Origin of the sequence: Pseudidiomarina halophila (genome assembly GCF_003987215.1) — a bacterium.
In the GTDB taxonomy this organism is placed as follows: Bacteria; Pseudomonadota; Gammaproteobacteria; order Enterobacterales; family Alteromonadaceae; genus Pseudidiomarina; species Pseudidiomarina halophila.
In genome coordinates, this window is the sequence record NZ_PIPW01000001.1 from 696,394 (window position 1) to 716,900 (window position 20,507).

The following is a 20,507-nucleotide window of genomic DNA, read 5'->3' on the forward strand; positions in this document are numbered from 1 at the left end:
ATAAGATTAAATTACAAGCGATTCACTATGTCCGCAATTAATTTTGGACCTTTATAAATAAAGCCTGAGTAAATCTGTACTAAACTGGCTCCTGCAGCTAGTTTTGCCTTGGCAGCAGCGTGCGAATCAACACCACCTGCAGCGATAATAGGTACAGCACCGTCGAGCAATCCGGATAGTTTCCGCACAATACGGGTGCTGTCCTCAAATAACACCGCCCCACTTAAGCCTCCGGCCTCTTTGGCATGGGGTAATCCTGCTACCGCGTCGCGGCTGAGCGTGGTATTGGTCGCAATTACCGCATCGATCTCATGTTTCACTAATGCACGAGCCATGGCCTGCAGTTCTTCATCTGTCAGGTCCGGCGCAATTTTTACGGCAACAGGAACATAACGGCCATGTTTAGTGGTTAGTGCTGCTTGTTCCCGCTTCAGAGCGCTGAGTAACTTATCCAACGCTTCCCCATGTTGAAAAGCGCGCAGACCAGGGGTATTTGGAGAGGAAATATTCACTGTGATGTAACTGGCGTATGGATACACCTTACGCATACAGTAAACATAGTCTTCGACGGCACGCTCTTCCGGCGTATCCTTATTCTTGCCAATATTAATGCCAAGTACGCCATTGAACTTTGTGTTCTTTACTTGTTCAACAAGATAATCCACACCTTTATTATTGAATCCCATCCGATTAATGATCGCTTCCTTTTCCGGAATGCGGAATAAACGCGGTTTCGGATTCCCCTCCTGCGGCCTTGGAGTTACCGTCCCTACCTCAATGAAACCGAAGCCCATTTGCGCGAAGGCCTCGATACATTCAGCATTTTTATCCAGGCCTGCAGCCAGGCCAATCGGATTCGGGAACGTTATACCCATAACTTTAACCGGTTTAGGCGTTACTTTTTGCCGCCAAAACATGGCTAAAGGCGTGCGCGCATAACGACTCAACAGGTTGAGTGTGAGTTCATGTGCTTGCTCTGCATCTTTGCGAAAGAGCCACGCCTTAGCCAGTCCGTACATTAAGAAGTCACCGTGCAGTTATGGTTAAGTAACATTAGCTCGCGTAAAGCCACTGAGAACTTGGCAAATTCATGGCTCTTAGTGGTACGGAAATCGGCCAACATATGCAACCAGCGATCTACATAGGCTTGATTTTCCTTCATCCAAAGATCCAAGACTTCAAGCCCGTCAGTTTTAGCATCACCGCTTTTCAGCATACTCATGGTTAATGAGCGCTGTTGCCAGTCAAGCTCTTCACGGAACGCCGCGCGCGCTAAAGCCTGCCAGTGGTTGTCAACGGGTTGTGTATTGATTTGCTCAAGGAACCAATGCAGAGATACCCGCGCGCCCAGATGGAAATAGGCGAGCGCTACGCTGCGTACCTTACGGTTCGTTTCATGCACAATATCGGCAATATCAAGAGCTGAGAACAAGGTCGATAACGTGCCTATCTGCTGTGCCAGTTTTGCTGGTACACCAGCATTGGTTAAACGTTCAATTTCTTTCTCAAGACCAGCTCGCTCTTCGGGAACCAAATAATCCAGCACATTCTTGCGCAGATCATTAAAGGCGCCCTGATAAAAGTCGAGACGTTGCTGAATTGTCATATGCTCTGGTTTGCGATGGCGCAGGAACCAACGAGTGGCGCGGCGTACCACGCGACGTAGCTGGAACAGCATATGGTTTTGCATTTGCGCCGGTATTTTATTATTGCCAGCTTCAATCTGCTCCATTAAGCCGCGAAGATCGAAGCACTCACGCGCAACTACGTAGGCTGAGGCCACTTCCGCTGCGGTTGAGCCGGTCGCATCCATTTTTCTGAACACGAAATTAGGTCCCATATCGTTGACAATATTATTTGCCAGGCGGGTCGCAATAATCTGTGCCCGCAATGGGTGCGCCTGCATCGCGTCCGCATAAGGTTCTTGCAGCGGTTTCGGGAATGCATTAATCAATGAACGCGCATGGAATGGATCCTCCATCACCGCGTCATCGAGCAAATCTTCTTTCAAAACCATCTTGCCGTAAGCGGTAATAACCGCAAGCTCAGGTCGTGTGAAGCCTTCATTATTGGCCTGACGCTCCGCCAGTTCATCATCATCCGGTAAAAATTCCAGACTACGATTAAGCTGACCTTCACGCTCCAGATGGTGAATAAAGCGTTGCAGCTCTTTGATCTGGTCAGCGCCACGCAGGGCCGTTACGGAAATCGACTGGGACTGACGGTGACAATCCTTGATAACGATTTGTGAGACTTCATCGGTCATGTCGTAAAGTAATTTATCACGCTGCTTGCGCGTGAGTTCACCATCAGCAACAAGCCCGTTCAGTAAAATCTTGATGTTTACTTCGTTATCCGAACAGTCAACACCACCAACGTTATCAATGGCATCGGTATTGATACGTCCACCGTTGCGCGCATATTCGATGCGGCCAAGCTGGGTAAGTCCCAGGTTACCGCCCTCTCCAACAATTTTAGTGCGCAGTTCGTTACCATTCACCCGCAAAGCATCGTTGGCGCGATCGCCAACATCACTGTCGCTTTCTTTGCTGCATTTCACATAGGTGCCGATACCACCGTTCCACAACAAATCGACCGGCAGCGTTAAAATGGCGCGGATCATATCCGTTGGGGTCATGGATTTCTTCTGTGTATTAAACAGTTTTTTCATTTCCGGGCTGAGTTCAATGGCTTTCGAACTCCGTGAGAATACGCCACCACCCTGAGAAATCAGTTTACTGTCATAATCCTCCCACGACGAGCGTGGCAACTGGAACAAACGTTCCCGCTCAGCGTAGGTTTTCTTCGCATCTGGATCCGGGTCGATGAAGATATGTAAATGGTTGAACGCAGCGATTAAACGCGTGTGCTTAGATAACAACATGCCATTACCAAACACATCACCCGCCATGTCACCTATGCCAACTGCAGTGAAATCGGTGGTCTGACAATCGACCCCCATTTCACGGAAGTGCCGTTTGACCGACTCCCAGGCGCCGCGCGCAGTAATACCCATTTTCTTGTGGTCGTAACCGACTGAGCCGCCTGAAGCAAACGCATCCCCCAACCAGAAGTTGTAGTCATTAGAAATTCCATTGGCGATATCAGAGAACGTTGCAGTACCTTTATCTGCAGCCACCACGAGATAGGTGTCATCGTCATCATGACGGACCACGTCTTTTGGTGGAACAACATCACCGGCCACAATATTGTCGGTGATGTCTAATAATGCCCGGATAAAGGTGCGGTAGCATTCTTTGCCTTCTTCAAAGAAGGCTTCGCGTTCTTCCGGCAGTTTTTTGCAGTAGAAGCCGCCTTTTGCACCCACTGGCACAATCACGGTATTCTTAACTTGTTGCGCTTTTACCAGACCAAGAACTTCGGTACGGAAATCTTCGCGTCGGTCTGACCAACGCAAGCCGCCGCGTGCAACTTTACCGCCGCGCAGGTGCACACCCTCAACCCGCGGCGAATAAACGAAAATTTCGTATTTCGGCAGCGGTAAAGGCATTTCCGGAACTTTTTCAGGTAAGAACTTAATTGAGATGTACGGTTTTTCCTGATCATTTGCATCATTCTGGAAAAAGTTAGTACGTAAAGCAGCAAGAATTAATTCGACATAGCGGCGAATAATCCGGTCATCATCAAGGTTCGCAACATTATCGAGCTCACTGGTGATGCGCGTTTCCAGGGCTTCGATTTTTTTGTTGCGGCTTTTAGCTGCGGGATCAAATTTGCTGTAAAAGAGTTTCACGATCAGCGTTGCGATAACCGGGTACTTGCTGAAAGTACTCTCAATATAGCTTTGGCTGAAGGTGGTACCAATCTGCCGCATGTATTTGGCAAACATGCGCAGAATAATAACCTGACGTCCGGTTAAGCCAGCGCTTAATACCAGACGGTTAAAACCGTCGTCTTCATAGTGCCCGTCCCAGACCCGCGCGAACGCGTTCTGGAATAAGTCACGACTGGCTTCAAGATCAAGCTTGGTGTTGCTGTGTAACATCTGGAAATCCAATACCCAGAACACATCACCATTGGTCGCTTTGATTTGATAAGGGCTCTCGCCAATTATGCGCAAGCCAAAATTTTCCAGCATCGGCAGCACGTCTGACAAATGTATCGGCTCGTCTTTGTGGAACAGCTTCAGGCGGATACGCTTACTTTGTTCGTTTTCTTCACGCGAACGGTAGAACAACATACCCAGCTTGTGCTCGTTATCGAGCGCTTCCAGTTGCTGAATGTCAGCAATGGCCACCGATGGCAATACTTCTTCTTTGTATGCGCGGGGGAAGGCATTGGCATATTTCTTATTGAGTGCATTGGTCTTGGATTCACCAAACGTGCTACGCAATATACGCTCAAAGTTGTCTTCCCAAGTACGCGCTGCTTCAACCAGGTCGTGTTCCAGTTCTTTCACGTCAATGTCCTGTACGTGGTCACCAACGCGCACAGTATAATGCGTGCGCGCCAGAGAGGATTCAGAGAAATAAGTAGTAAATTCCACATCGTATTTGCTGCCCAGTCGTGCAGATAAAATCGCCTGAGTTTTTTGGCGCAGCAATGTGTTGTAACGCTCTTTAGGAACATACACCATACATGAGGCAAAGCGTCCAAAGATGTCGCGGCGCACAAACAAACGGGTCATGTCACGTTCCTGCATTTGCAGGACGCCCAGGCCAACATCTAGTAAGTCGTCTTCGCTGGCCTGCACCACTTCGTCGCGTGGATAGGTTTCCAGAATGTTTAGCAGCGCTTTTGCGGCGTGTGAGTTCGAAGCAAAGCCAGACTCATCCATCACCCGTTTAATTTTTTCACGAACTAATGGTACGTCACGCGCGCTGTTGTTATAGAAGCTACTTGAGTAGAGACCAATAAAGCGGTCTTCACCTATCACCTTGCCATTTTTATCAAAGCGTTTAACACCAATATAGTCGCAGTACGCCGGACGATGTACCCGCGATCTTGAGTTGGTTTTGGTCACCAGCAATAAGGTATTGTTAAAGGTTAGCTCACGCGCTATTTCCGGCAGTGAGGAAACCAGACGTTCCTTATTGGTCGCCGATTTTCGCATGAGACCTAAGCTCGACCCTGCCACCTGTCGAATCTGATGATCGCCTTCTACCGCTTTCAGGTCATAGCGTCTATAGCCCATCAGGGTAAAGTTGTCTTGCGCCAGCCATTTTAAGAAGCGCTGCGCTTCTTTGAGCTCATTGGCATCGCCGGGATAATTTATGTCGCTCAGCTCTTTCGCTACACTTTCAAGGCGCTCACGCATTGGTTGCCAGTCGCTAACCGACACCGTGACATCATCCATCACTGAAGCCAGCTCACGTTTTAACTGAGCCATTGCATCTTTGCTGGTCTGACGATCAATTTCTATCAGGAATACCGTGTCGACTTCATTGTCACCGCGGGTGCCGGCTTTTAGTAACTTGGTAATCCGGTGCTTTTCATCACGCTCATGACTCAGCGGCAAATGCAGCAATAAATGCGAATTAATGCCTAACCGTGACAATGCCATGCGAATGGAGTCGACCATAAATGGCATATCACTTTGGATGATCTCGATGATGGTGTGCGCGGATTCCCAGCCATGCCGGGCAACTTCAGGATTGTAAGCTTTAATTAAGGCTTTGTCGCCCGGGCGGTACTCATTAAAACTATGCCAAAGCCCCATGATTGCGCCATAGAGATCGCTGTCGTTGCGTTGCGCCAGTTCATCGGACGAAACATTTCGGAACATACGTAAGGCAAAGTCTTGGATGATATCAGCACGGTCGCTCGCGCGTTGCTGAATGAGGGTGGCCACTTTTTGCAATATCACGGGAGTCTGGCTATCGCCAACAGAGTTCATGCTAAGTATCCTTGTAACCTTGAAAGGTGTAACGCTACTTTGTTTTTATCAAAAAACGATGTTAGCTAGTATTGTCGGACATTTAGCTAAGCTATTCAATGCTTATTACTGGGAAAAAGTAGTGTTCAGACCACGTCTGACGCGGCCTGAACATGATTATGACAGGTTACTGCATGATTATTGCTGTGATTCCCCTTTCTGCTCCAGGGCACTGGCAATTTTCTCATCAAGATCTGGCGCTAAATCAGCAAGTTGTTGCAGCTGAAGCAGGCTTTCTTTGAGCATTTCCTGACGTCTTGTATCAAATCGCCGCCATTGCATGAAAGGTGTAATTAAGCGTGACGCGACCTGCGGGTTTAGCGTATTCAGTTGCGTAATTATGCGTTGTAATAATTTATAGCCACTACCGTCCTGTTGATGGAAGCGTAAGCTGTTGCGGCTGAAGCTCGCAAGCAGCGCATAAACACGGTTCGGATTGCGCAAAGAAAACGCCGGATGGTCCAGTAAATCGTTCACCCGCTCGACGGTCTTCTCGTGCAATGCGTTGGCTTGTACAGCGAACCATTTATCCATTACTAACGGCGTATCCTGCCATTGCTCAGCAAACTCCTCCAATACCTGTTCGGCGCATGGCAACTGATGTTGCACGGCAATTTCGAGTGCGCCCCGCTGTACTGTCATATTGCCCTGCTGTAACGCGAGTCGCGCAACTTCCGCATCGTATTGTTGCGGTTGCGCGAGCGCTAAGAAATACAGGCAACGCTGACGCAAAGCCCGGTCCGCCATAGCTTCGCCACTTAAGTCTTCAGGTTGATCATCGAGAGCATTGTAGGTCTCCGTAAAAGCCCCAACCAAAGCTTCAGCAAGTGCACGATCTAGGCTCGTTACGGCTTGCTCAATGGCGTCCAGTGGTGCATCGGTAGGATAATATTCCAGCAATTCTTCGGCACTTGGCAAAGTGAAAATGAGAGCCTTTAAGGCATTATCAATCGGCGCCTTCAGTACTTTTACTAAGGCTTGCAGTTGGGTTTCAGAGAGTTCTGCGGATCCTTTAACGTTTACTGCCTGCTGCAAACACGTCAGGTAAATTTGTTGCGCCGCTTCCCAGCGGGTTACTTCTTGTTCCGCGTGACCAAGTAAAAGCTCAAGCTCGGCAGTCGTCATCGACGCATGTAATTTCACCGGTGCGCTAAAATTTTCCAGCCAGGCAATTACAGGTTCCTCTTCAACATTGTCAAAGCTCAGTGTGGCCGAGCTATCATTTAGTACATACAGCTGGCTGCCCGACTCATGTTCACTGACCTGCTCCGAACCTTTCAGCAGTATACGCTGACCCGTTGTGCTATAGGCACTGAAGAGTAATGGAATAGTCAGAGGCGCTTTGTCCGTCTGACCCGGTGTCGCGGGAGTTCGTTGCGCAAAATTAAGAGTCAAAGTGCGTTGTTCGGCGTCATAATTCTGCTTGATCCGTACTTCGGGGGTACCGGCCTGACTATACCAACGACGGAATTGCTGCAAATCAACCGGATTAGCGGTTTCCATGGCCGCCACGAAGTCTTCACAGGTGACAGCCTGTCCATCATGGCGCTCGCGGTACAGTTGCATGCCGGTCTGAAATCCCTGTTCGCCTAACAAGGTATGTAACATGCGAATAACTTCCGCCCCCTTGTTATACACAGTGACGGTATAGAAGTTATTCATTTCAATGACTTTGTCAGGACGGATAGGATGCGCCATAGGGCTTGCATCTTCATTAAACTGAAAACTGCGCATGACCCGAATGGCGTCGATACGATGCACTGCACGGGAGCCTAAATCGGAACTGAATTCCTGATCGCGGAACACCGTCAGGCCTTCTTTCAGGCTTAACTGGAACCAGTCACGACAGGTAATACGGTTGCCCGTCCAATTATGGAAATACTCATGGCCAATTACCGACTCAACATGAACAAAATCCCAGTCTGTAGCCGTTGCCTGATCCGCAAGAACATATTTCGAGTTAAAAATATTGAGGCCTTTGTTTTCCATGGCGCCCATGTTGAAGAACTCAACGGCGACGACCATGTAGCGATCGAGGTCATAAGCAAAGCCGAATCTTTCTTCATCCCATTGCATCGCCCTTTTTAGTGATTCCATGGCGTATGTCGCGCGGCTCAGATTACCTTTATCGACAAATAATTCGAGGCGCACATCACGGTCTTCTACTGTGCGATAGTGATCTTCAAGACGGTCGAAATCGCCCGCCACTAAAGCAAACAGGTAGGCCGGTTTCGGATGAGGATCGTGCCAGGTTGCATAATGGCGACCGTTATCCTGCTCGCCTTCGGCAATCAGATTACCGTTACTAAGCAAGTACGGATACTGTTCGCGATCGGCGGTAAGGGTTGTGGTAAACACCGCCAGGACATCGGGACGATCAAGGTAATAAGTGATCCGACGGAAACCTTCGGCCTCACATTGGGTACAAAATGCCCCACCCGACTTGTATAAGCCTTCTAATGCGCTGTTGGCACTGGGGTTAACCTGAGTAATGATATCCAGAGTAAATTCGTCCGGTACGTCATTCAGGATTAACTGCTTGTCCGTCAATTGGTAACTATCCGCTGAGCGTGTCTGGCCATCGACGGCAAGCTCAAGTAATTCGAGGTGTTCACCGTCGAGTTCGAGTGCCCCGGGATGTTGTCTTTTAAGCTGTAATTGTGAGTGAACGCGGGTTGCATGATCGTCAAGATCAATGCTCAGATGAACCTTCACTATAGTAAATGCCGGAGCGCGATAATCGCTCCGGTATTTTGCTGACTTCTTCGACATAACGACTCTTAACTGCTTGCGTGGATTGGTGTATTAGGTGCTTTGTCACGGTGTAAAATACGAATACCCGTGTAACCATAAAACATTGCGATGAGTGGCGTTAACCAATTAAAGAATGCAAATGGTGCGTACTCCCACGGGCTTACCGCGAGCGTTCCCATCATAAATGCACCACAGGTGTTCCATGGAATCAACGCGGAGGTTAAGGTACCGCTGTCTTCCAGGGTACGTGAGAGAACTCGCGCATCAAGCCCGCGTTTTTCATATTCTTCCCGGAACATACGACCTGGAATCACAATGGCCATGTATTGGTCTGCTGTGAGCAAGTTCGCACCAAAACAGGTAAATAATGTTGCTGCAATCAAGTTCCCGGTTGATTTGGCAAAGCCTAGAACGCCCGAGATAAGACGTTGCAACAGACCGATTTTTTCGACAATTGCGCCAAATGTCATGGCGCTAAGAATCAACCAGACGGTGTTGAGCATACTGGACATACCGCCGCCACTCAGAAGTGAATCAAGCTGCTCGCTGCCTGTTTCCACTACGATACCGTCAGTAAGGGCCATCCACACCACCTTGAGTGAGGCTACAGCAGAGCCGTCACCGGCAAGTTTCTCGATTAATTCAGGCTGAAAGATCACAGCCCAGGCGCCGCCTAATAAGGCGCCAAAGAATACCGTGGGTAACGCAGGTTTGCGGGTCGCAGCCAGGTACAAGAGGACCAACAGTGGGACTAACATCTCCCAGCCAATATTATATGCGTTGGTCAATTCCAGCTGCATCGTTTCGAGTTTTAGCGCACTGGTTGTAGCTTCGACATTTAAACCAAGCAAGAAAAAAAGCACTAACGAGATAAGGTAAGCAGGCCCTGCGGTGTAAACCATGTATCTGATGTGCGCAAATAACTCGGTGCCGGCCACCGCAGGTGCAAGGTTTGTAGTATCTGACAAAGGCGACATTTTATCGCCAAAATAGGCGCCTGAAACCACTGCTCCGGCAGTAATGCCGGGAGATAATTCCATTCCTGCTGCAACCCCCATTAACGCAACACCTATAGTTGCTGCGGTGGTCCATGAACTACCAATGGCAAGCGCGATGATGCCGCAAATCAGCGCGCTGGCGGCGTAGAACCAACTCGGGTTAAGAAGCTCCAAGCCATAATAGATCATGGTTGGTACCGTTCCGGATAATAACCAGGTACCAATCAGGGAGCCAACAGCAAGGATAATAAGTAAGGCACCCAGAGCAACAGAGACCCCTTCCTTAATGCCTTCTTCAATGTCGTCCCAGCGGTAATTGTTGACAAACCCTATGATAACCGCAACACCACCGGCCACCCATAGTGCAATCTGGTTGGGACCGTAGGACGAGTCTTCTCCAAACAGGTAGACCGAACCTGCAAGAGCGCAAATGAGAACCAGCAATGGAATTGTAGCCTGCAGCAAGCTCGGCTCTTTAAAAACTGTAAGGGATTGATTTCGCATAATTGTCTCTGAAAGTTACCTTTAATGTTTTTGTCGTTATCTGCTCAGTGGAACAATTTATTTTAAAAATTAAGTACGCCAATCAACTGCATAAAAATGATTGCGATGATAACCGGAGCTAACCAGCGCACCATAAACAACCAAAGACGGAACAATGTCGGGTTGGTATCGAGTTCATCCTGGCTTGCAGAGCGCGTCATTATCCAACCACTAAACACCGCTAATAACAGGCCACCAAGTGGCAGTAAAATTGAGCCGGTGGCGTAATCAATAAGATCAAACCAACTACCGAGTGTCTTGCCCGGAACCTGCCAGTCTATCTGCGTCCAGGGTGCTCCGGCAAAGGAGTAAATAGTAACCTGCCCTAACAGCCATAAGCTAAAAACGGCAACAATAGTAGCTTTCCAACGGCCCCAGTCACATTTTTCTTCAAGAAACGCAACTGCCGATTCTATCATCGCGATAGCTGAGGTAAATGCGGCGATAACCAACATGACGAAGAAAGCTGTACCGACCAGAACACCACCTGGCATCGTACTAAAAGCTACGGGCAAAGTCTTGAAAATAAGACCCGGTCCGGCTTCTGGAGCCAGCTGGCTACCAAAGACGATAGGGAATATAGCCAAGCCAGCCAGCAGAGCCACGAAAGTGTCGGCCAACGCCACCCATAAGGTGGTTTGTACAATTGATGTTTCTCGTGGCAGATAAGCGCCGTACATAATCACCACACCTGAGGCAAGGCCCAGAGAAAAGAACGCATGGCCAAGAGCAAGTAACACCCCGTTGATCGAAAGGTCAGCGAAATTAGGAGCGAACATAAAGCTCATTGCACTGCTAAAATCACCAATCGACGCCGCATATATGGCGATCAGGATTAATAGCCCAACCATTATCGGCAGCATCCAACGTACGGTGCGTTCCAGACCATCTTTCAGGCCTTTGCCAACCACCACTGCCACGGCCAACAGAACAATTGCATGCCATACGGTTAGTCTTAGTGATGAACTGACAAGTTGATCAAAGACGCCGCTGATTTGCGCAACAGACTGGCCCTGAAAGGCGCCGCTGGCTGATTCGTAGACATAGGCCGCAGCCCATCCTGCAATCACGGCGTAAAAGCTAAGTACTAAAAAACCGGTCGCCATACCCAGCCAACCGGTAATTTGCCAGAGGCTACTGCGTCCCGACTCCTTGGCAACTTCACGAGCGGCAATCCCCGGGCTATGCCGCCCACGCCGGCCGATAATGATTTCTGCCATCATCACCGGGATGCCGATCACTGCAATACAGAGTAAGTAGACCAGAACGAAGGCGCCGCCACCGTTTTCGCCGGTAATGTAGGGAAACTTCCAGATATTTCCCAAGCCGACCGCAGCCGCTGTTGAAGCAAGAATAAATGCCATGCGGCTTGACCAGCGACTGGCAATTAGTTTAGGACGTGTCATAACCGGGTTGTTCCGTAATGTTATTATTGTTTTAGGTTTAGTTTAGTCTATAAAAAAGCCGCCAAGGGCGGCTTTTGCGGTGACAAACCACAGTTAGTGCATGGCGAGCTTCATGTTATCAATCAGTTCGAAGCCTAACACTAAGGTTTCATTTAAATAAGGGTCTGGCACTTCAAAATCATCCGGTACATTTTCAAGGCTTTCGACCGGTTCGAAGCCGGCTCTAACCAGACGCTCATTGGCACGCTCTAACGCTTTTTCTTCACCTTCCTGCTCTTCGGCTTTACGTTCAGCAAGTACCAGGCTTACCCAGGTTTTATCTTTTTCACGCTGGTATTCAGCGGCATCTTCGAGGATATAAGAAAACTCTGGGTTTTCCTCAATATTTTTCTCTTTTAACGCCTGCAACTCGTTAAGCTTCGCCGCAGAAATTAATTCCAATTGTTGATAATCGGCTGTGTCAATTTTATCCCAGGGCAAAGCATTCTCCTGACTACTTTCGCCAAAAGTTTCCGAGTCGGTCACCGTAGGAAATTTCACATCAGGTTCAACGCCCCGCATCTGGGTGCTACCACCATTTATCCGGTAAAATTTAGCGATGGTGTATTGCACACTGCCGAGCGGTTCATCAAAAAAGTCGAAGCGACGTTCCAGACCTCGATGCTGCTGCACTGTGCCTTTACCGTAGGTATTCTCACCAACAATCAGCGCGCGCTCGTAATCTTGCAACGCTGCCGCAAAAATCTCAGAGGCTGAAGCGCTGTACCGGTCAACCATGACCACTAACGGGCCCTGATAAAAGATTTCGCCATCGCGATCGCCGTTGACTTCGCGGCGTCCGCTTCCGTCAGTCACCTGAACCACCGGACCTTCATCGATAAACAGACCCGTTAAGCTTATTGATTCCTGTAAAGAACCGCCACCATTGCCACGCAAGTCAATAATTACGCCTTCAGCATCGGCAGCTGTGACTTCCTCAATGAGCTTTTTAACATCATCCGTAAGCTTATGGTAAAAACTTGGAATAGTGATTACACCCATGGTCCGACCGGCGTAAGGCCCCTCTTCCATAGTTTTAATCTCAACTTTCGCGGCCCGGTCTTCAAGCTTTACTTTATCGCGAACAATAGAAATTTCAGTAGGTTTTGCGCCTGCCGCCTGGTTTGCTTTTAACACCTGCAGTTGCACCGTGGTGCCTTTTGGACCTTTAATCAGTTCAACCACTTCATCTAAGCGCCAACCGACGATATCGACAAACTCCGCGTCTTCATCATCACCCTGGGCAACCGCCACAATTTTATCTTCTGGTGCAATCTCGCCAGACTTATCGGCCGGACCGCCGGGAACCAAACTACGAATCACGGTGTAGTCAAATTCAGACTGCAGCACCGCACCGATGCCTTCCAACGAAAGATTCATATTTTGCTCAAAGCGTTCAGCATTTGCCGGAGACAGATAACTGGTATGGGCTTCGACACTGCGGGCAAAGGCGTTCATGACAGTCTGAAACACGTCTTCGCTGTTGGTCTGAGTCAAACGTTTAAGCGCGTTGTTGTAACGCTTACCCAACGTCTCAACCACTTCAGGCCACTCTTTCCCGGCCATGGTGAGGTTCAGGGCATCGTATTTAACCCGCTGCCGCCATAACTCATCGAGTTCTTCGCTGGTGGTTGCCCACTCGGCGTCTTCACGATCATAGTGATAACGGTCGCCTTCGGCAGCGAAGTCAAATGGCTTTTCTTCGTCGAGCAAGCTGAGCGCATAGACATAGCGTTGATAATTACGCTGCAGTGCTTTTTCGAACAAAGAATACGCCGGACTGAGCTTTCCGGAATGGATCATGTCATCAAATAAATGCTTGTATTCACTGGCTTGCTCGACATCTGAGCGCAGCAAGAACATCTTATTGTAGTCAAGCATTTCGAGGTAACGATCTAAAATTTGCTCCGATAAAGCATTGTCTAACTCCATGTTTTTAAAATGGTAACGGGTAAAATAAGTAGTCACCCGTTGACTGACAACGCTGTGTTGATCTTCCTGACTCAAGGCCGGTAGCTCGTCGATTTCATGTGCTGGCGGCAGCGCAATAGCTGCGGACACCAGACCACACTGCAAAGCGACAGCGATAGCTAAATTTTTAATCGTTACCTGTGGCATATAATTACTCCTGCTGCGCTAGAAATATAGCATCTACCGTCACTTTGACCGTCAAGCCATTGTGAAGTTGCACGACAACATCATTTCGATCCACTTCAACCACTTCGCCGGCGATAGGTTGTTTACCCGCTTTAACCTGAACCTTTTGTCCCGTGCGCAAGTTTGCTTTTTCCGCAGCTTGTAATTTAGGTTGAGTCACTTTCTTGCTAGCCCGCTTCGTCGGGGCTTTGGTTTCAGCTGTAGTTTTTTCCGCAGTTTTATTTCGATTCGGAACCTTTGCCCGTTGCGGTGTCGCCCGAGGCTTTGCGGTTGCAGCTTTTTTGCGCTCTGCTGCCGCGGCCTTGGATTGGGCCAAAGCCTCTGCCGCATGGGTTTGCTGCTCTTCATCTACTTTACTTACCGGCTCTCCAGTAAGATCAACGCGTTCAGCGCCTTGCTTCATCGCGCGCAGGTAACGCCAGCTATTGGTGTAATGGCGCAGCGCCGTGCGCAAGCGCGTTTTACTGACACTGTCATCGTCTTCCAGCTGCTTTGCCAGATCTTCAAAAATTCCAATTTTTAATGGTTTGGCATCGCCATCGAGAGAAAAACATGCAGGGAATTTTTCCGCAAGATAAGCCAGAACCTCTTTGTTATTACTCAATTTCTTAACTTCAGTCATGATCTTCAATTTCCTGCTGACGGGCGTCAGCTAGTTGTTCCAAAATATACGCCTGCATTTCATCACTCTCGAGGCCCAGCAAATCCGGGTTCTCTATCCAATCGAAAAGTGTACGGCGAACGACTTCTTCCAATACGTCCAGATTATCATCTTCTTCACGGTAGCTATTGATATAGTGTAATAGCTCATTCATCTGATCGACAGCTACTTCGGCGTCGTCATCAAAAAAAACCATGTCTTGCACGCTGACAAGATAAGCGTAGACATCAAACTCACTATACATTTTCAGACCAACGCAGCTGCGACCAGTTTAGGCTTTCAATGAAACGACCAAGTTTACTCAATCCGTCAGCATCATGTTGCGTAAAGCGATCGACTGTAGGACTATCAAGGTCAAACACCCCTACTACCTGTTGATCAACAACCAGTGGCACTACAACCTCTGCGTTGGAGGCGCTATCACAAGCGATATGCCCGGGAAATTCATGCACGTCACGTACCAGTTGCGTGGTGCGCGTCGCTGCTGCCGTTCCGCACACACCTTTACCAAAAGCGATACGTAAACAAGCGACTTTGCCCTGAAACGGACCGAGAACCAGTGTTTCCGATGCTCGGGTCAGGTAGAAACCTACCCAATTGACATCTTCCAGCTGATCATAAACCAGGGCAGATATATTACTTAAGTTGGCAATTAAATCCGGCTCACCTGACGTGATGGCTTCGGCCTGGGCTAACAGTAAATCGTAATCAGTTTTGCTCATGCAATTAGGACTCGTCGGCTGACTGTGGAAAGGTTGCGATGGTCTGCCGGCTATCTGATCGCAGGCTATCACGCAGTTCGCGTTTGCTGCGGGTAACCAGCAATCCGTCGGCACCGATACGGAAAGGTTCTTCTGATGGACAATAGGTGGCCTGATAGGCCATCACCAATTGTACGGTATTTTCTTTTTGTGCTTCGGTAAGCGCGACACCATCGGGCCAGCGACCGGTCTCTACCGCTTGTACCAGGCGCTCGTAGGTATCCGGTGAGATACTGGCCAGTAAGTCCTGAAACTCCATCAACGGCCTCTTTTCAATAACATGATGCGGACGCGGTTAATCAAAAACCAAATCACGCTAAGGCCCATTAAGCCATAGCTTACTTTGGCGTACCACGAGTCAGGATGAGGTTGTTCCAGAAAAACATAAGTGAATGCGCCTATAGCTAAAAGTAGCGCTAGCATGGACTGACTAAGCAGCTTATCCTTCCGGCGTTGCACCGCGCGCAACTGTTCGCGTTCGATGTCTTCACTGGTGCGGCCTGCGAGTACAAATTCGCAGTGCGGACAGGTTTTCGCTTTATCCGAAATTCGCTTATTACAGGAAGGGCAATGAATGAGTGCCATAATGTCCTCTATCTTCATACTTCGAACTAAGCAATATAAGGGTTTGGGCGCTAAATTCAAGCATGGATCCCTGCTCAGTTAAAAAAGAACCCGCGACGAAGCGCGGGTTCCTCTAAGATCAAAGAGCAAATTACTGTTCTTCTTTCTTTTTCGCTTGCTCGGCATCAAAATCCTGCCAGTAGGCTTTGACGGTATCTTTCATCTCGCGTCGCAACAGCATGATGCCCAGTAAGTTAGGCAAGGTCATCAGTACAATCGCAACGTACGACAATGTCCATACCAGGGTAGTATCCGCAAACGAGGCGATGAAAAAGCCAGCTACGTAGATGATGCGGTATGGCATTACCCCGCGTTGGCCGAATAAGTAGACCACCGCCCGGTCGCCATAATAAGACCAGGCGATCGCAGTCGAAAATGCAAACATAAGTAAGCTGATAGGAACAATATACTCGCCCCAGTCTCCCAGGAAACCATTACTGAAGGCGATGGACGTCAAGGCTGCGGAATGGACCAGGCTCTCGCCCATGATGACGATGTCCTCTTTCATTAAGCGGCCATCTTCGATGCGCAAGGTACCCGAATATGGATCTTCGCCGGCCACGATAAAGCGCACATCTTCAGCAACAGAACGCGCATGCAGCATGGTGTAACCATTATTAACAGCTTCACCACCTTGCACCTCAATGATGCCGGTATATTTTTCGATGGTGTTTTGGTCAGTACTGTTTAAATAGTGGTACAGCGCTGTCCGGTCTGCTTCGTTATTATCATTGTAGCTACCAGCGACAATCTCAAGGTCGGTACGCGAGAATACGTTTTCGTGTTTCTGGTTCCAAACCCCTGAAGACAAAATCACCAGGCCGGTTAGGGTACAAACGATAATGGTATCGATGAAGGGCTCGAGGATAGATACAAGACCTTCTGACACTGGCTCATCCGCCCGCGCTGACGCGTGCGCAATTGGCGCAGAACCCTGACCCGCTTCGTTTGAGAACAAGCCCCGGTTAACACCGCGGTTGAACGCATAGGCGAAGGTTGCACCAAGGAAACCACCTGTCGCCGCTGAACCGGTAAAGGCATCAGTGAAGATCGCCGCAAAAGAAGGGCCAATTTGATCCAGATTGTAGAAAATAACACTGAATGCACCCAGCACATACAGCAAGCCCATGATCGGCACGATGCGCGAGGTGACCGCGGCGATGCGCTTAATACCGCCAATGATAACCATGGCTAACAGAATCGCCAGGATACCGCCGGTCAGCATTGGATCAACGCCAAAGCTCATTTGCATACTCTGAGCGATGTTGTTGATTTGCGGCATATTACCTGTGCCGAAGGAGCTGATGATGGTGGCGATAGCGAAAATCACTGCGAGCCACTTCATGTTCAGGCGGCGATCCATGTAATACATAGGACCACCTGCCATAGTGCCATCTTCGGTCTGCACCCGGTATTTATGTGAGAGTGTGACCTCTACAAACTTGGTCGTCATACCCAAAAAGGCGGTAATCCACATCCAGAATAATGCGGCAGGACCACCGAGGAAGATCGCCAGCGCCACACCACCAATGTTACCGGTACCTACGGTGCCCGAAAGGGCTGTTGAGAGTGCCTGAAAGTGACTGGTGTCCCCTTTTGCGCCCTTTTTATCGAACTTACCGGTGACGACTTTCCAGGCATGTCCGAAAAAACGGATTTGCGGAAAACCCAGGTAAAGCGTGAAAAAGATACCTACACCCAGCAGTATGTATGGGAAATAGGCCGCTGAACCAAGATAGCTGTCCAACAGTAAAAGAAAGTTATTGATGGCTTCCAAGGTAGCCCCCTTGTCCAATTGTTATCGTTATTTATTGTGGTTATTGTGGTAAAGCTAACTTGCGCGAATTAATCGCGCAAGTTATTTGCAACAGCATAGACCGCACTGAGTACATCAGCACCTAATTGTGCACTGCGGTTTGCCGACCAGCCAAAGTCTTCATCCGGCAGGTTCGCATTATCTTTGAACGGCATTTCCAGAGTGAACGCTAAGCAATTGAAACGCTCTGCTACGGCATTACTTGCCACCGTCAGATTTGCTTCACCCGGGCCGTCGACCTCGTAGCCATGTTCAACCTGAAACTCTGGCGTAATGGCTAACAAAGTATCTTTAAAGCGCTGCGCCAGTTTTGCGTGGCTGGCATCATAGCAAGGAACACCCTCACAACCGGCAAGGAAGTTATAAGGTAAATTCTCATCACCGTGAATATCTAAGTACAAATCAACGCCGGTTTCCTGCATTGCCTGCAAGACATAATAAACTTCCGGGCTGCGTTCTAACGACGGTTCCTGCCATTCGCGATTCAGGTTGGTGCCGACGGCATTGGTGCGTAAATGACCGCGTACGCTGCCATCAGGGTTCATATTAGGTACGACATAGAATACCGTGTCCTGCAATAACTTCCGCGCCGCACCATCTTCATCATCAAGCAGACGCCCAAGTAAACCTTCAATAAACCATTCTGCCATGCTCTCACCCGGATGCTGGCGTGCAGTCACCCAGATCTTGCGCTTCGCATCGGAAGGCTCACCGATCACCAGCAGGTTCATATCGCGACCATCAAGTGTCGCGCCAAGCCAGACGTGTTCAACCAAACTTGATTGTTGCGCGGACTGAATCAGATCCTGATGACGTTCATAGGAATATGGTGTGAAGTACGCAAAATAAACACTTTCCTGCTCAAGGGTATGGCGAATGGTAAGTGTTTTGCCATCGAAACTGGTAGGTACACGGAACCAGGTTTCGCGGTCATAGGAAGCTACCGCTGAATAGTCTTTCCAGCCATCAGGATAAGCTGAATCACCGGCATTAGTAATGCGCATGACGTGTTCAGCACCGACTTCGCCATAGAGTTTAAAGTGAAACCATTGATAAAAATCTGATTGATGATCCTTGCGGATCTGCAGCTCAATGGCATCTTCATTGGTTGCGTCGATAACTTCGATATTACCGCTATCGAATTGGGCAGTGATAAACATTCGCTTATTTCCTGTAGTTTATATATTTAGTTCAAAACAAAAGCGCCATAAGGCGCTTTTGTAGAGAAAAAACCGTATTACACCGGCAAGTTCATAAGTTGCTGGCCAGCCATTTGCTCCGCCACACGAATCACCTGGCAACTGTAGCCGAATTCATTGTCATACCAAACATATAACACTGCCCGGTCTTCGTCTACGATGGTGGCATGGGAATCAATGACGCCGGCATAGCGCGAACCAACCAGGTCAGTTGATACGATTTCGGTTGAGGCTGTGAAATCGATCTGAGCTTGCAAGTCAGAATGTAAAGCCTGCTCACGTAAAAAGCTATTGAGCTCTTCTTTACTGGTTTCTTTCTTCAGGTTCAGATTCATAATCGCCATCGAAACATTCGGCGTCGGCACCCGAATCGCATTTCCGGTCAACTTGCCAGCCAGCTCAGGTAATGCTTTTGCCACAGCTTTTGCGGCGCCCGTAGTGGTCAGAACCATATTTAATGGCGCTGACCGTCCCCGCCGTTCGGCTGAGTGATAATTATCAATGAGGTTCTGGTCATTGGTGTAGGAATGCACGGTCTCAACATGGCCATTACGGATGCCATAATTATCGTTAATCACCTTCAGGACTGGGGTGATGGCATTGGTGGTGCAGCTTGCCGCGCTGACAATTAGGTCGTCCGGCTGAATATCGCGGTGGTTGACGCCGTACACGACATTTTTAATTGCGCCTTTTGAAGGAGCCGTTAACAGAACCTTCTTTACACCTTTCGATTTAAGGTGCAGACCTAAGCCCGCTTCATCTTTCCAGATACCCGTGTTATCGATGACGATGGCATCATTGATACCATACTGTGTGTAATCAACCTGATCCGGGCCGTTCGAATAGATGACCTTAATGCTGGTGCCATTGGCACGGATCGCAGAATTTTCATGATCAACAGTGATTGAGCCGTTAAACGGCCCGTGAATTGAATCACGACGCAACAGACTTGCACGTTTCTCCAGGTCACCATCACGTCCACCACGGACAACAATCGCACGCAAGCGCATTTTATTATTGCTGCCGTTACGCTCAATCAGCAAGCGAGCTAATAGTCGACCAATGCGGCCAAATCCGTAGAGCACCACATCCTGCGCGGGAATTTCGTCTGCTTTATCAACAATGTCGACCAGCTCACGATGTAAGTAATCTTCTATAGAAGCACCGTTGCCGGCGTCTTTGTGTAAATAATTAAAAGCTAATTTACCTAAGTCGACACGGGCCGGTGCAAGCTTCATTTTGGCCAGAGCTTCAATGAAAGGGAAGCTCTCACGTAACCGCAGTTTGATACCCTCATGCCGGCGGATAAGGCGATGCGCCTTGATAATGTTAATGGTGTCGACATTTAACAGAGAACGGCCATAAACTAAAATTTCGACGCCGTAGTTGCGGTACAGACGGCCGATTAATGGCTGCATTAGCTCTGCGTATTCTTGGCGTTCCTGCCAGCTTTGAAGGGTCATATCCTGCTGCTGATCACTCATGCGATTACCTTTACGTTGCATTGGAAAGAAGATAAACAAAAAGTGCGCGCTATTGTACTTAAAACACCGGTTCAGTGCCAGAAACTCTGTATCCTCAGTATCAGCGTGATATAATCTGCGACCTGTTTATTGATTTCAAAGCATACTAAAAGGCTTGCCCACCGAGGAG

Annotated in this window: 14 protein-coding genes; all 14 read right to left on the reverse strand. The window is 48.8% G+C overall.

Features of this window, described 5'->3' with window-relative positions; genetic code table 11:
* Positions 1–11: 11 nt before the first annotated feature.
* The 14 genes from pyrD to CWI69_RS03400 all read right to left on the reverse strand — a co-directional run bounded on the left by pyrD (position 12) and on the right by CWI69_RS03400 (position 20,338).
* Positions 12–1,019, reverse strand: coding sequence for a quinone-dependent dihydroorotate dehydrogenase (gene pyrD, locus CWI69_RS03335; protein ID WP_126761869.1), 1,008 nt, complete (start codon positions 1,017–1,019; stop codon positions 12–14).
* On the reverse strand, positions 1,019–5,857 hold the full coding sequence (locus tag CWI69_RS03340) for an NAD-glutamate dehydrogenase (protein WP_126761870.1): 4,839 nt from the start codon (positions 5,855–5,857) through the stop codon (positions 1,019–1,021). Before CWI69_RS03340 ends, pyrD begins: the two co-directional genes overlap by 1 nt.
* 177 nt (positions 5,858–6,034) lie before the next feature.
* Positions 6,035–8,668: an aminopeptidase N gene (gene pepN, locus CWI69_RS03345; RefSeq protein WP_126761872.1), complete on the reverse strand. Its 2,634-nt coding sequence runs from the start codon at positions 8,666–8,668 to the stop codon at positions 6,035–6,037.
* 8 nt (positions 8,669–8,676) lie between these two features.
* Positions 8,677–10,152, reverse strand: coding sequence for a Na+/H+ antiporter NhaC (nhaC, locus tag CWI69_RS03350; RefSeq protein ID WP_126761874.1), 1,476 nt, complete (start codon positions 10,150–10,152; stop codon positions 8,677–8,679).
* Positions 10,153–10,214: 62 nt separating this feature from the next.
* On the reverse strand, positions 10,215–11,597 hold the full coding sequence (locus CWI69_RS03355; protein WP_126761876.1) for a sodium-dependent transporter: 1,383 nt from the start codon (positions 11,595–11,597) through the stop codon (positions 10,215–10,217).
* Positions 11,598–11,690: 93 nt separating this feature from the next.
* Complete coding sequence (gene prc, locus CWI69_RS03360; RefSeq protein ID WP_198678873.1) at positions 11,691–13,754, reverse strand: carboxy terminal-processing peptidase; 2,064 nt, start codon at positions 13,752–13,754, stop codon at positions 11,691–11,693.
* A 4-nt stretch (positions 13,755–13,758) separates the two neighbouring features.
* Positions 13,759–14,415, reverse strand: a complete 657-nt coding sequence (gene proQ / locus CWI69_RS03365; protein ID WP_126761878.1) for an RNA chaperone ProQ — start codon at positions 14,413–14,415, stop codon at positions 13,759–13,761.
* Positions 14,408–14,698: a hypothetical protein gene (locus tag CWI69_RS03370; protein WP_126761880.1), complete on the reverse strand. Its 291-nt coding sequence runs from the start codon at positions 14,696–14,698 to the stop codon at positions 14,408–14,410. The genes proQ and CWI69_RS03370 overlap by 8 nt, the downstream gene beginning before the upstream one ends.
* Positions 14,691–15,176, reverse strand: coding sequence for a GAF domain-containing protein (locus tag CWI69_RS03375; RefSeq protein WP_126761881.1), 486 nt, complete (start codon positions 15,174–15,176; stop codon positions 14,691–14,693). Before CWI69_RS03375 ends, CWI69_RS03370 begins: the two co-directional genes overlap by 8 nt.
* 4 nt (positions 15,177–15,180) lie before the next feature.
* On the reverse strand, positions 15,181–15,474 hold the full coding sequence (locus CWI69_RS03380) for a YeaC family protein (RefSeq protein WP_126761883.1): 294 nt from the start codon (positions 15,472–15,474) through the stop codon (positions 15,181–15,183).
* On the reverse strand, positions 15,474–15,800 hold the full coding sequence (locus tag CWI69_RS03385) for a zinc ribbon domain-containing protein (protein WP_126761885.1): 327 nt from the start codon (positions 15,798–15,800) through the stop codon (positions 15,474–15,476). Before CWI69_RS03385 ends, CWI69_RS03380 begins: the two co-directional genes overlap by 1 nt.
* A gap of 130 nt (positions 15,801–15,930) precedes the next feature.
* Positions 15,931–17,616: an alanine/glycine:cation symporter family protein gene (locus CWI69_RS03390; RefSeq protein ID WP_126761887.1), complete on the reverse strand. Its 1,686-nt coding sequence runs from the start codon at positions 17,614–17,616 to the stop codon at positions 15,931–15,933.
* A 68-nt stretch (positions 17,617–17,684) separates the two neighbouring features.
* Positions 17,685–18,815: a M14 family metallopeptidase gene (locus CWI69_RS03395; RefSeq protein ID WP_126761889.1), complete on the reverse strand. Its 1,131-nt coding sequence runs from the start codon at positions 18,813–18,815 to the stop codon at positions 17,685–17,687.
* A 77-nt stretch (positions 18,816–18,892) separates the two neighbouring features.
* A complete protein-coding gene (locus CWI69_RS03400) occupies positions 18,893–20,338 on the reverse strand; it encodes a glyceraldehyde-3-phosphate dehydrogenase (protein ID WP_126761891.1) in 1,446 nt (481 codons plus the stop codon).
* Between the last annotated feature and the right edge of the window lie 169 nt (positions 20,339–20,507).